This is a genomic window from Alcanivorax sp. P2S70, assembly GCF_000475295.1.
GTDB lineage: Bacteria > Pseudomonadota > Gammaproteobacteria > Pseudomonadales > Alcanivoracaceae > Alcanivorax > Alcanivorax profundi.
Genome location: NZ_AXBZ01000076.1, coordinates 117638 through 131692 on the forward strand (window position 1 = coordinate 117638; position 14055 = coordinate 131692).

Here is a 14055-nt window from a genome sequence, read left to right on the forward strand (position 1 = left end):
GATTATTCTCCTGCGGCAACAATGACGCGGACAGCATTGAGCTGACACTGGGCATCGCCAATCAGCTTTTCCAGTTGCGCGGTCTGCTGTTCCAGTGCGGTGATTTCTTCATCACGCACCGCCGGATTCTTGGCCTGCAGGGCCTTCAAACGGGTAAGTTCATGGTTCTGCTCTTCGCGCATGGCAATGAGTGCGGCTGCCACCACGTCGTCAGCTTCCTTGCGCGCAGCCACGTCATTGGCCTTGAGCAGTTTTTCCAGCAGCGTTTTCTGGCTAGAGACAATCTTGCGGCTGAGGGCCTTGTCCATCTTGTGGCACTGCTGGCTGAGCCCCTCATGGCTGATCGCCTGGCTGATGTTCTTGCCGTTGGCATCGAGCAGGTGACGGATCACGGTGCAGGGCAGAAAGCGGTCTGCCTGCAGGTAACGGGGGGCCATGGATTCCACCGTGTAGATAGCTTCGATCAGCAGGGTGCCGGGTTTGATGCGGGGATTCTTCAGCAGGCTGACGGCGGCCTTGCCGCGGTTTTCGCCAAGGATCATTTCCAGGCTGCCTGTGACCATGGGATGTTCCCAGGTCATGAATTGCATGTCGTCCCGGGCCAGCGCGGTGGCACGGTCGTCGGTCATGGTAATCCCTTCGTCCGGCAGACCGGGGAAGGCGTCGCGCATGTGCGGGCCAGGCTTGAGGATCACGGCGGTATCGGAATGTTCTTCCTGATCCACACCGTAACGATCGAAGACACGTTGCATGAAGGGAAGGGGAGACTGGGCATCGGCTTGCGCCAGCTCGTCCCGCAGTGCATCGGCACGATCTGTATCGCAGGAACTGAGTTCCAGCAAACGGTCGCGACCGGTTTCCATCAGGGTGTGCAGTTCATCCGCGATCACACGGGTGTCGGCGACCAGCGCATCAATGGCGGTGTATTCCGGGTCGCTGCTCAGCAGCGGCTCGAGCGCATCGCGGCTGCGCAGGTAGATATCGTGGCCGGCCGGGTTGGTGTGCTCAAAGGCATTCATGCCCTCGTGGTACCAACGGAACAGCACTTCCTGGGCGTGCCCTTCAAAGTAGGGGACATGAATCTGGATATCTTCGCGCTGCCCGATACGGTCCAGTCGGCCAATGCGCTGCTCCAGCAGATCCGGGTTCAGTGGCAGGTCCAGTAATACAAGGTGATGGGCAAACTGGAAGTTACGCCCTTCAGAGCCGATCTCAGAGCAGATCAGCGCCTGGGCGCCATCCACGTCATCGGCAAAGAAGGCCGCAGCGCGGTCCCGTTCAATCAGGTCCATGTCTTCATGGAACATGGCGATGTTCATGCCGAGTTTGTAGTTGCAATGGGCATGCAGGTCGCTGGCGGTATGGCGGCTGGCGCAAATCACCAGCACCTTGTCGTGGCGGTGCTGTTTGAAGAACTGCTCCAGCCACGTTACCCGTGGGTCCAGCGTGCACCAGCGATCATCGTGGTACAGGGTTTCCGGGTGAAGGTGGCCTTCCAGTTCTTCGTCCTGATCGTAGCGATACTCATCAGGGAGTGGCAGAGGACTGCCGTGGACGTGCCGCAGCGGGAAACCGGCAATATTGTGGCGGGTATTGCGGAACATGACCCGGCCCGGGCCAGAGCGGTCCAGCAGCTCGGCGAGCACACTGTCGCGGGCATCGGGTGTAATCTCCATGTCGGGCAGCAGGGCCTTGGCTTTTTCCACCAGGGCGGAGTCCCAGTCTGGCTGGTCGTGCAGCTCGCCGGCCAGTTGGGCGATCTCCTGATAATGGCTCTGTTCTTCCCGGAAGGCCTCAAGGCTGGGGTAGCGGTCCGGGTCCAGCAGTCGCAGACGGGCGAAGTGGCTTTCCAATCCCAGCTGTTCTGGGGTGGCGGTGAGCAGCAGCAGGCCGCGAGCCTGTTGGGCAATGGTTTCCACCCGTAGATAGGAGTCACTGGGGTGTTGTTCCGACCACGCCAGGTGATGGGCCTCGTCCACCACCAGCAGGTCCCAGTCAGCGCTGGCCAGCTGGTCGATATCGCATTCGCTCAGGAAGTCTGTGCTGCACAGGATCAGTTGTTCCGACAGGAAGGGATTATCATTGTTGGCTGGCGCTTCGCCTTGTTCCTCGCCGAGGCGCTCTTCCTCAATAATCTGCGCCAGCATGTCCTTAATGCTGGTTTCCGGCTGCAGGGCCTCCAGACGTTCCGCATCGAAGATGGAAAAGTGCAGGTTGAAGCGGCGCACCATTTCCACAAACCACTGGTGCACCAGCGGTGATGGCACCACTACCAGCACCCGGCTGGCGCGGCCGGTGAGCAATTGCTGATGAAGAATCAGGCCCGCCTCAATGGTTTTGCCGAGCCCGACTTCATCGGCCAGCAATACCCGCGGGGCATAACGGCTGGCGACCTGATCGGCAATGTATAGCTGATGACCAATATGATCGATTCGCGGGCCCCGCAGCCCCTGGATGCGTGATTGCTGCTGCTGGCAGTGGGCATTGAGGGCATCCACACGCAGTTCGTACCAGCGGTTGGAGGCCAGCTGGTTGGAAAGTAGTCTGTCCAGGGCCGAATTCAGTTTCAGGGTATGACCCAGCAGGGTCTCGGGTACCGGCTGTACGTTGTCTGTCTCGCCGGCCGGGTGGGCCATGTAGACCTTCAGGCCGTTCAGCTCATTGACCTCGGCAACGGTCAGTTCCAGCTCATCCCCGGTACGGATGGTGTCGCCCACATCAAAGGTCACCCGGGACAAGGGGGCATTATTGATGGCGTAGGTCCGCTCTTCTTCAACCGCCGGGTATTCCACGGTGACAAGCCGGTAATCCAGCTCCTTGATGATACCGAGACCCAGTTCGGTTTCGGATTCGCTCAGCCAGCGCTGGCCGGGGGTAAAGTCACTCATACTCACTGCCGGTTGATTCCTGGGGGAGGCGAATTATACGGGTTTAGGGTTACGCCTTCGATGCCTGAGAACACATTGTGTCCACACTGGAGCGGGAACCCTGCTGGCACGACGGTGCGAGCAAGCCGGTAGACCGCTATAACGACACACTGGTCCGGGGGCTGGAGCAAGCCCGGTCAGCACAGGCTAGAATATCGCTGCTAGGGTTTGTCAGGTGGCAAAGAAGAATAATTGGCAATGCGCGTTTATTTGTTTATGGATATGACGGCAAAAAAGGATAGACCGGCTGAAGGAAGGTTCCTGGCTACCGTTAAGGCGGGTGGTTGGGTGCTCTTCTCCCTGCTGGTGTTCATGCTATCGGGTTGTGATAGCGGGGACAGTAACCCGTCGGGTGAGTCAGCGAATGCAACGGTAGCAGCGGCTTCAGCAAAGACTGATCTGGATGCCTGGTTGCGTCAGATGATCACGGATCACGGTCTTACCGGCGACCCGGCCACGCCCCGGGAGTTGAAGCAGACCGTTCCTGCAGCTGACCCCAAGATCAAACTTGGGCAACTATTATTCTTCTCTCATACCTTGTCAGGGGATCTCACGGTTTCCTGTGCGACCTGTCACCACCCGGATTTTGGGGGCAGTGATGAGCTGTCGATCGGCGTTGGTGTGGCGCCTAATGATGCTGCAAAAGTCGGTCCTTCCCGAATCCTGGATCCCTCCAAGGATCTCGACCCTGCAGCCGACGGCAAGCCGAATATGCATCGCAATAGCCAGACGGTTTTCAATAGCGCGATGTTCGACAGAAGCATGACCTTTGATGGCCGAATCTTCGTTCTGGATAAAGACACTGTGCCTGGGGGGCTTGGTCAATCCATTCGAACTCCCGAGTCCGGGAATCTTAGCGATGGATCAGCGGCTGACGGATTGATGGAGGTGTTCTCCAAGTTTCCGTTGACCAACCACAATGAGATGCGCGCTTATCTGTTCAGCTCGCTGTCACAAGAGGCGTATCGTGAGCACCTTGTCGCCAGATTGCGAGGAGAGGTCGATAGCGACATGTTGAACGATCAGGGATCCCGGAACTGGTTGAGGCTGTTCAGGGATGCCTTTGGCGACGAGCATGATGATGCGCAAAGCCTGATTACGCTGGTAAATGTGCAGCGCGCCATGGCCGCGTATATGAAGTCGATGATCTTTATCGACTCGCCCTGGAAGCAGTATGTTGATGGCGATAGCGCTGCAATATCGATCGCGGCAAAGCGCGGAGCAAAGCTCTTTTATGGCAGCAAGGAACAGGGTGGCCTGGGATGTTCCCATTGTCATAGCGGTGATTTCTTCACAAATGAAAAATTCTATAACACCGGCTTTCCTCAAATCGGAAGAGGGTTCATGCGCGCCGAGAGAGACGATATCGGCCGCTGGAACAGTACTCGAAAGGAAGAAGATAAATACGCATTCCGGGTTCCGACACTGCTGAATATTTCCCAGTCCATGCCGTATGGTCATGCTGGAACATTTGATACCCTCGAAGCGTTGCTTCGCTATCACTCAAATCCGGTGTCTGGTCTGGACGCGTTCGATTTCTCACTCAAGCAGTTGTCTCAATATGCTGAGACAGGTGGTTATGAATATGCTGAGTCCCATACTCGAACCGTTCAGGCTGCGTCCAGTTTTAAAATGGCAGAATCGCTTCTTCCTGGGCGCGACCTTGGTGAACAGGAAGTGTCGGATCTTAAGGCCTTTCTGCTGACCCTGACTGACCGCTGTATCATGGAAGCCGATTGTCGAAGCCAGTGGGTGCCGGTCCTGGAAGAAGACCCGGATGGCAATCTGTTGGTCGTCGATGTTAATCCCGAACCCGAGGCGTCAATTCCCGGACAGGCGGGGAGAGCAGAAGGGGAGCCGCCCACCAATCCGGGTGATTACCCGAAAACTTTCGCATTAACTTACAAGGCGCCGGGTTTGACGACATTTGCGGATATCGAAGGTTGTACATCGCAGCCGTCGGAAAGCGCAAAAAATACTGGTGCAACGGTCTTTCACTCTGCGGCCGTTTCCTCCGGTCTGCACTCCGCAGAAGGGGAGGCCAAAGCGAAACATGGCTTCGATGCACAGACCTGGGATCTGGAAGATTTTCTGACCATCGAGCCGACCATGATTGCTGGCGGTGTCAGCTCTACCTACCTGGATGGTGATTGCTGGCTGGATCTGGCCTATGCCGGTGGGGATGAATCAGGAATGGTCTTCTATCGAAACAAGGGCAGCCAGTCGGGGTTCGAGGCGAAGGCACTTCTTGAGGATGATCCTGGTGGAAAGTTTACCGGTGTCGCCTTTGCCGACCTTAACGGTGACTACCGCCGGGAAATGCTGTTCGGCAATCTCAAGCAGAAAGTTCTGCCGATTTATTCAAGTGGCGATTCGGGAACGTTCTATCGGGCAGGTGCGCTTTCATTGAGCCGGCATACCTATGGTATTTCCTTTGCAGATACCAACCATGATGGCTATCCAGAAATCTTTCTGGCGCACTGGTCGCCGGGTAATGTCCTGACTGCGCCAGTATTCTGGAAGAATAACAGCGGGGTTGAGCTGGAACACCATGATCAGGCCTCGGGTCTGTTTGATGGGTCGCTTTCCCAAGTCTGGAATTTCTCTCCCCAATTTGCCGATATCGACAGCGACGGGCAGATGGATTTGTTGCTTGCGTCGGATTTCGGGACCAGTGTTGTGATGCAAGGACACCCCGAGGGCCACTTTACCAATATCACTGATCGAAACATTATCAGTGACGAAAATGGTATGGGGGCGGCGCTTGGCGATTATGACAATGATGGCGACCTGGACTGGTTTGTCACTTCCATCTTTGACCCCAGTGGCGAAGCGGAGTCGAGCTGGGGGGTTACGGGTAACCGACTCTATCGCAATACCAGTTCGGGCGAGGGTATTTCCCTTGAAGACGTCACCGACGCGAGTGGCGTGGCTGACGGAAACTGGGGTTGGGCTGCCTGCTTTGCCGACTTCAACAATGATGGGTTCCTGGATATTTTCCATGTGAATGGCTTCGGGAATATTCCCGAAAGTGCGGCCCAGAGCGAGGAAGGGGAAAAAATGCGGAACCGCTATTTGGGGATCGCAAAGGAGTACCATAAGTCGCACCCCCGTCTTTTCATCAATCAGGGCAATGGCACTTTCAGGGAAGAAGCTCGGGAATGGGATTTGTTGCCCAGCGATGGCCGGGGGATAACCTGTCTGGACTACGATCGTGATGGTGATATGGATATCGCCCTGGTTGATCATTCCAGGGGATTGCAATTCTTCAGTAATCAGACCGGATATGGAGAGGGCAAACGCTTTCTTTCCGTCCGTCTGGTCGGCAAGGCGCCTAATACAGAGGCGCTCGGCGCGAAAGTACAGGTGCGGGCTGATCTGGGTGAGAGCGCCGGGCTTCAGACCCAGACGCGGTTCAGCCTGGCGAACACAAATTTCAACGGCCAGAACCCACCCGATCTCCACTTTGGTCTGGCCGATGCCGCTGTTGCCGACATGACCGTTGACTGGCCGGATGGTGAAAAATGGGTTTGTGAGGGGGTGAGCCCCAACCAGTTTTTCATACTGGACCAGCGACGGATTCCGGCGATGTGCCAACCCGGTACGAAGCAACGGATAGAGGCCAGGGGACGGGGTTAAAGAGTGCGGTATGAGCGTCGAAAACAGGGGTTGAGGGTGTGATGGGAGACGTTCTTCCTTTCAAGAAGCCGTTACCGAAAAAGTCCGGAAAAGGCATGTGTCAGCATGGTTTTCACAAGTGGAAAGTATGGAATGAGAAGCAGTTTGATGTGAGACAAGGGCGGCTGGTCACGGTTTACCGGTGTGAGCGCTGCGGCAAACAGAAAGTCAAAGCGCATTAGCTGCGCTCGTCCCCCCCCTATTACCGGCTGGCTGCCGCTAATCTTCCCAAATCACCACTTTAGCGAGACGGGAACATTTTGTTGGTGTTTGGGTGAATTTTCGTACGATAATCGTGGGTCATAATGCTGAGACATAGTGCACATTTTGCACATCAAGAAGAATAACGACGGATCTGTTATGACTCACGGAATACTCTGCCTGGCTCGCCGCTACAGGGTTCTGTTACTTGTCTGGCTCATCATCCATGTGGCGGCATGCGGTGGCGGTGGCGGTGGCTCCTCAGGCGGCTCGGGTTCTGGCTCCGGGTCTACGCCTCCCGGCGACCCGCAACCCTCGGAACCGACCCTGGATGAATGGCTTAGAGCGGCCATTGTTGAACAAGGCCTTACTGGGGATCCGGCTACGCCGCGTCAGCTAACCCAGGTGACACCTGACCAGGATTCTCTGGTCAAACTGGGCCAGCTACTGTTTTTCTCCCACACCCTGTCCGGCGACCTGTCGGTATCCTGTGCAACGTGTCATCAGCCTGATTTGGGTGGGGGAGACGCTCTCTCGATCGGCATTGGGGTTGCTCCCACCGATCCGGCCACGGTTGGCCCCGCCCGCCGGCTTAACGTCAGCAAGGATCTCGATCCTGCAGCAGACGGTATGCCAAATATGCACCGCAACAGCCAGACCGTTTTCAACAGTGCGCTGTTTGACCGCAGCATGACATTTGATGGGCGTGTATTTGTTCTGGAATCGCAGACCATTCCCGGAGGACGAGGTCAATCCATCAGGACCCCTGAAAGCGGTAATTTGACGGACGGCTCGGAGGCGGATGGTTTACTGGAAGTCTTCTCGAAGTTCCCGCTTACCAACCACAACGAAATGCGCGGTTACCTTTTTAGTGCCTTGTCCCAGGAGGGATACCGTGAGCATCTTGTTGCCCGATTACGTGGAGAGGTAGATGTCTCTCTCCTGTCGGCGCAGGCCGGTGATAACTGGCTTCAGTTGTTCAGAAGCGCGTTTGATGCACCTTCTGCCAATGCAGCGGACATTATTACCCTTGCCAATCTGCAGCGTGCTCTTGCGGCCTACATGAAATCCATGATCTTCATTGAATCTCCATGGAAGCGCTATGTTGAGGGTAATGAAGCGGCGATTTCTGTCACTGCCAAACAGGGGGCTAGATTGTTCTTTGCTTCATCGCAAGAGGGCGGATTGGGCTGTGTTTCCTGTCACAGCGGCGATTTCTTCACCAATGAGAAATTTTATAACGTTGGCTTTCCTCAAATAGGCCGGGGCTTCATGCGGGCAGAGAGAGATGATATTGGCCGCTGGAACAGCACTCGCAGGGAAGAAGACCGTTACGCATTCCGGGTTCCCAGTCTGTTGAATATCGGGGTCAGTATGCCCTACGGGCATGCTGGTACCTTTGATTCTCTTGACGAGTTGTTGCGCTATCACGCCAATCCCAGATCCGGGCTGGCCAATTATGACTTTTCTCTCCAGCAGCTCTCACAGTTTGTGGGTCTGCCTGGATATGATTATGCCCTTGGGCACAGCCAATCAGTGCAAAGTGCCTCGAGCTTCTCGATTGGGGAAGCTTTGCTCCCCGGTCGGGACCTGTCCCAGCAAGAAGTGACTCGACTGTCGTCATTTTTACAGACATTGACAGATGATTGCGTAAAGAACCCTGTGTGCAGGAGCCAGTGGACCCCGGATATGGCTGAGGATCCTGACGGGAATCTGTTAGTGGTCAATGTGAATCCGACGGTGACCGACGAAGGCCCCACTGATCCTGATCCCAACGAGGGTGACCCTCCTACGGATCCATCCGATTACCCTAAAACCGTCGCGTTGGAGTTTACCTCCTCTGCAAGGGCCACTTTTGCGGAGCTTGGGGATTGCGATGGGACGCCTTCTCTGCTGTCGCTCAATACCGGAATTCCTTCGTTCGTGTCTTCGGGTTTGCTTGCCGGGCTTTACTGGGCGCCGGGTGTACCCAAACATCCCCACGGTTATGCAGCGCAAACCTGGGATCTGGAGAATCTGCTGACTCTCGAGCCTACCATGATTGCGGGAGGGGTCAGTGCGGCTTACCTTGATGATGATTGCTGGCTTGATCTGGCTTATTCCGGTGGCGATTTGTCAGGGATGGTCTTTTACCGAAACAGGGGGCAGCAATTGGGTTTTGATGCCCAGGATATGCTTGATGACGACCCGGGTGGGCAGTTCACAGGTATCGCTTTCGCTGATCTCAATGGGGACTACCGGCGGGAGATGCTGTTCGGAAATCTCAAGCAGAAAAATTTGCCGATATATTCCAGCAATGACAGCGGCAGTTATTATCAGGTAGCGGCACTGTCCCTGAGTCGCCATACCTATGGAATGTCGTTTGCTGATACTAACCATGATGGCTACCCCGAGCTGTTTCTTGCCCACTGGTTACCGGGAAATGTACTCACTGCTCCTGTGTTCTGGAGAAATAATGCCGGGGTTGAAATCGAGCACTTTGATCAGGAATCCGGGTTGTATGATGGTGCAATCTCCCAGGCATGGAATTTCTCACCGCAATTTGCCGATGTAGATAGTGATGGCGAGACTGATCTGTTGCTGGCTTCGGATTTTGGTACCAGTGTGGTTATGCAAGGTGAAGCCGGAGGCACGTTTACCAATATCACTGATCGCAATACGATCTCTGACGAAAATGGTATGGGTTCAGCGCTTGGCGATTATGACAATGACGGTGATCTGGACTGGTTTGTGACGTCTATTTTCGATCCGAACGGTGAGGCTGAGGCCAATTGGGGTGTCACCGGAAACCGTCTATACCGTAATGAAAGCAGCCCTGCCGGCATTGCCTTTGCCAATGTGACAGAAAACGCTGGCATCGCTGATGGTAGTTGGGGGTGGGGTGCCTGTTTTGCGGACTTCAATAATGATGGGTTCCTGGATATTTTCCATGTTAACGGCTTCGGGAGCATCCCTGCGGATGCCGTGACCTCGGAGAAAGCACAGGACCTCAGGACGCGTTATCAGGAAATAGCCCAGGAATATTTCGGCGCGCTTCCCCGCCTCTTCATCAATCAGGGCGACGGCACCTTTGTGGATCAAGCCCCACAGTGGGGCTTGCTACTGCCCAGTGATGGCCGAGGCATCACCTGCTTCGATTATGATCGGGATGGCGATATCGATGTGGCACTTCTGGACCATTCCAAGGGATTGCAATTCTTCAGTAATCAGACCGGTCACGGTATCAGTAAACGATTCCTGTCCGTTCGGCTGGTTGGAGAGGCCCCCAATACTGAAGCCCTCGGAGCCAAAGTGCAGGTGTCGGCGAATGTCGGTGGTGAGTTCGGTATGCAAACCCAGACCCGTTTCGCCATGGCCAATACCAACTTCAATGGCCAGAATCCGCCAGATATGCATTTTGGCGTGGGCTCGGCCATGAGTGCGGACCTGACTGTCAGCTGGCCCAGTGGTGAGCGCTGGGCATGTGATGATATGAACACCAACCGCTTTTGGATCTTCGACCAGCGTAGCCGGCCGGCAAGCTGCACGGTTGTGCCTTAAAGCAGCTGCGAGCTACGAGCTTCCAGCTTCGAGTAAAAGATAAGCCCAATGCTTTTCACTCGTAGTTGGCAGCTCGCAGCTCGACCCTGTTCTTCAATCCAACACCATGATTGCCTGTCCCGCATTGATTTGCTGGCCCTCCTGGCGTGCAATGGCCACAACCTTTCCGGAAGCGGGGGCGTAGATTTCGATTTCCATCTTCATGGATTCCAGTACGGCCACCACGTCGCCTTCGTTCACGGTGTCGCCCTCGGCCACATTCAGCTTCCAGATATTCCCCGCGGTGGGGGATTCCACCGGGGTGCCTTCCACTTCGTCAGTGCCATTGTCTGCATCGAGATCCTGTTCAGACTGGAAGTTGATCTGGCCGCTTTCCACCCAGCGCTGCAGCTCTTCGTCAAAGGCCTGGTTGCGTGCATCGGTAAAGCTGGCAATGTCTTGCTGGTTGTCATCCAGAAATTGCTGGTAGGCACTCAGGCTGAAGGTGGTCTCTTCCACCTTGATCGGGTATTCGCCTTTGGGGAAGTCCCGACGAATCTGGTTGAGTTCGTCGTGGCTGACTTCGTAAAAACGAATCTGATCGAAGAAGCGCAGTAACCAGGGTTGTTCGAAGGCCTCGGTCTTCCGGTAGCGATTCCACATCTGCAGGGTACGTCCGACGAACTGGTACCCCCCTGGCCCTTCCATGCCGTAGACACACAGGTAGGCACCGCCGATACCCACCGAGTTTTCGGCGGTCCAGGTACGGGCGGGGTTGTACTTGGTGGTGACCAGACGATGGCGCGGGTCGTAGGGCGTGGCGACGGGGGCACCCAGATAGACGTCACCGAGCCCCATCACCACATAGCGGGCACTGAACAGGATCTCTTTGACATCGGCAATGCTGTCGAGCCCGTTGATACGACGAATAAATTCCAGATTGGAGGGGCACCAGGGGGCATCCTTGCGCACTGACTGCATGTACTTTTCGATGGCCTGATGGCAGGCCTCGTCATCCCAGCTCAGAGGGATATGCACGATACGCGAGGGCACTTCCAGGTCGTCCTGCTTTTCCAGTTCCCGTTCAGCGCGAGCAAGGAGCGCCAGGAGTTGTTGCCGTGGCAGTGCGAGCGGATCGAAATGAATCTGCAGGGAGCGGATACCGGGTGTGAGTTCTATCACCCCGTCCAGTTGCTGTTCTTCCAGCCACAACATCAATGCATGGGCGCGGAAGCGAAGACGCAGATCCAGGACCAGCGGCCCGTATTCCACCAGCAGATAACGGTCACCGGCGGCCCGGTAGACGACCTCTACCCCGACGTCACTTTCGCTCAGGGATGCCAGTACCGGTGTGGTAATGGTGCTGCCTGTCGTGGTATGGATCGGCGCCGTCAGGTCGGTAATGCAGGCAGTTTGCTCCGCGGCCAGGGCGTCTGCGTCTTCGAGAGTAATGGCCTCAAACCGCAGGGTGTCGCCGGCTTTTAATTGTCCCAGTTTCCAGCGATCAGCCAGCACCACGGTAGCGGGGCAAACAAAGCCACCCAGGGATGGCCCGTCCGGTCCAAGGATGACAGGCATGTCGCCGGTGAAGTCTACGGTGCCGACGGCGTAGGCATTGTCGTGGATGTTGGACGGGTGCATACCCGCTTCACCGCCATCACTGCGTGCCCACTGAGGCTTGGGGCCAACCAGTCGAATGCCGGTCCGGCTGGAATTGTAATGCACCTGCCAGTCGGTGGAGAAAAACATGGCCATGTCGTCGTCGGTGAAAAAATCCGGCGCGCCGTGGGGGCCGTAGATGACTCGCAAGGTCCAGTGTTTGCCCAGGCCGGGCTTGAGCGTTTCAGGGACGCTCAGCACAGGGGTTTCGCCGGTATCGGCAGCGTAGTGCAATACATCGCCGGTGCGCAGGGCACGGCCGCCATGGCCGCCGAACTGCCCGAGGGTAAAGGTGCTGCGGGAGCCCAGATAGCGCGTGCATTGAATGCCGCCTGCAAGACTCAGATAGGCACGTGCGCCTTCACCGCGAACCTTGCCCAGTTTCAACACCTGGCCAGGGTGCACGGTAATGGCCTGATAGCAGGCAACGGCGTCTCCATCCAGAGTGGCCTGCATGTCCGCGCCGGTGAGGGCGATGCGGGTGGCCTGGTTGAACCTGAGTGTCGGGCCGTTAAGGGTGAACTCAAGGCCGGCAGCCTCTTCGTCATTGCCCAGCAGGCGGTTGCCGAGACGGAAGCTGAGGCTGTCAAACGGCCCTGATGGGGGGACGCCCACTGGCCAGTAGCCGCTGCGACCGGGGTAGTCTTGCACGGTGGTAAGTGTGCCGCCTGCCAGCACATCCAGAGTATGGGGCTGATAGAGATAGTCGTTCAGGTACCGCGTGGTCATGCGACCGTCTGCAAACACCGGTTCTGCCAGAATGGTGCGCACATACTCACGGTTGGTTTCGATGCCTTCCAGCGTGATGGCATCCAGTGTTTTGCTCAGTGCGGCGAGCGCGGACTCGCGGTTGTCCTCGTGGACGATGACCTTGGCCAGCATGGGATCGAACAGCGGCGAAACCGTCAATCCGGCTTCAATCCAGTGGTCAATGCGGCACTGTTTGCCATCTGTGTCGGGGAACGTAACGGCAGTAAGCAATCCCGCGCTGGGCTGAAAATCCTTGTTGGGGTCTTCGGCATAAACCCTTGCCTGGATGGCATGGCCCTGAGGCTGGAACGGACCGAGGCTGTCCAGTGCCGGCAGGTCGCCTGCGGCGAGCTTGACCATCCACTCCACCAGATCTACGCCGAAGATTTGTTCGGTCACACCGTGTTCTACCTGCAGGCGAGTGTTCACCTCCAGGAAATAAAAGGCATTGGTGTCCTGATCGAGAATGAATTCCACGGTGCCCGCGTTGCGGTACTTAACGGCTTCCATGAGGGTGCGGGCCGTGTTTTGAAGATCATTGCGCACTGGGTCGGGCAAATTGGGGGCGGGGGTTTCTTCCAGAACTTTCTGGTGGCGGCGCTGGGCGGAACAGTCACGCTCGCCCAGTGTTACGGCCTTGCCGTTGCCGTCGCCAAACACCTGCACTTCAATGTGGCGGGCGCGGGCGATGTATTTCTCGATAAAAACGCCGTCGTTGGAGAAGTTGTTGGCGCTGAGACGGCGCACGGTATCCCAGGCCTTGTTCAGGCTTTCGGCGCTGTCACATACCTGCATCCCGATGCCGCCACCGCCGGCGGTGCTTTTCAGCATGACCGGATAGCCGATCTCTTCGGCAGCGTTGAGGGCGGCTTCTTTGTCGGTCAGCAGACCGGTGCCGGGCAGGAGTGGAACGCCGGTTTTTTCTGCCAGGGCGCGGGCGGTGTGTTTGAGGCCAAAGGTATTCATCTGCTCTGGCGTGGGCCCGATAAAGGCAATGCCTCGCGCTTCACACCCTTTGACAAAATCCGGGTTCTCACTGAGAAAACCGTAGCCGGGGTGGACGGCATCAATGCCATGTTTTTCCATCAGGGCAAACAGTTTGTCCTGATTGAGATAGGTGTCGCGGGCACTGCCGTCACCCAGACAGTAGGCTTCGTCAGCCTGGCTCACATGCAGGGAATCACGGTCAGCTTCAGCGAATACGGCAATGGCTTTCACGCCCAGGGTGCGTAGTGTGCGCGTTACCCGGGTGGCGATGGCTCCGCGGTTAGCAATCAGAACAGTCTTGAACATGGCATGGTCTCTTCGACAGGTAACGGGT

General features: G+C 56.6%; 4 protein-coding genes. 2 read left to right on the forward strand and 2 right to left on the reverse strand.

From position 1 onward, the window contains the following. Positions 1-2 precede the first annotated feature (2 nt). Positions 3-2888 (reverse strand): RNA polymerase-associated protein RapA, encoded by a 2886-nt coding sequence (gene rapA, locus Q672_RS33375; protein ID WP_022986901.1) that lies wholly within the window; start codon positions 2886-2888, stop codon positions 3-5. Positions 2889-3125: 237 nt separating this feature from the next. On the opposite strand from rapA, the gene Q672_RS33885 reads away from it, so the two are divergent. Then, positions 3126-6566: an FG-GAP-like repeat-containing protein gene (locus Q672_RS33885; RefSeq protein WP_052017548.1), complete on the forward strand. Its 3441-nt coding sequence runs from the start codon at positions 3126-3128 to the stop codon at positions 6564-6566. A gap of 399 nt (positions 6567-6965) precedes the next feature. Further along, on the forward strand, positions 6966-10346 hold the full coding sequence (locus Q672_RS33890; protein ID WP_022986904.1) for an FG-GAP-like repeat-containing protein: 3381 nt from the start codon (positions 6966-6968) through the stop codon (positions 10344-10346). Between the two features lie 93 nt (positions 10347-10439). On the opposite strand, the gene uca is transcribed toward Q672_RS33890, so the two are convergent. Then, positions 10440-14027, reverse strand: coding sequence for an urea carboxylase (uca, locus tag Q672_RS33380; RefSeq protein ID WP_022986905.1), 3588 nt, complete (start codon positions 14025-14027; stop codon positions 10440-10442). Between the last annotated feature and the right edge of the window lie 28 nt (positions 14028-14055).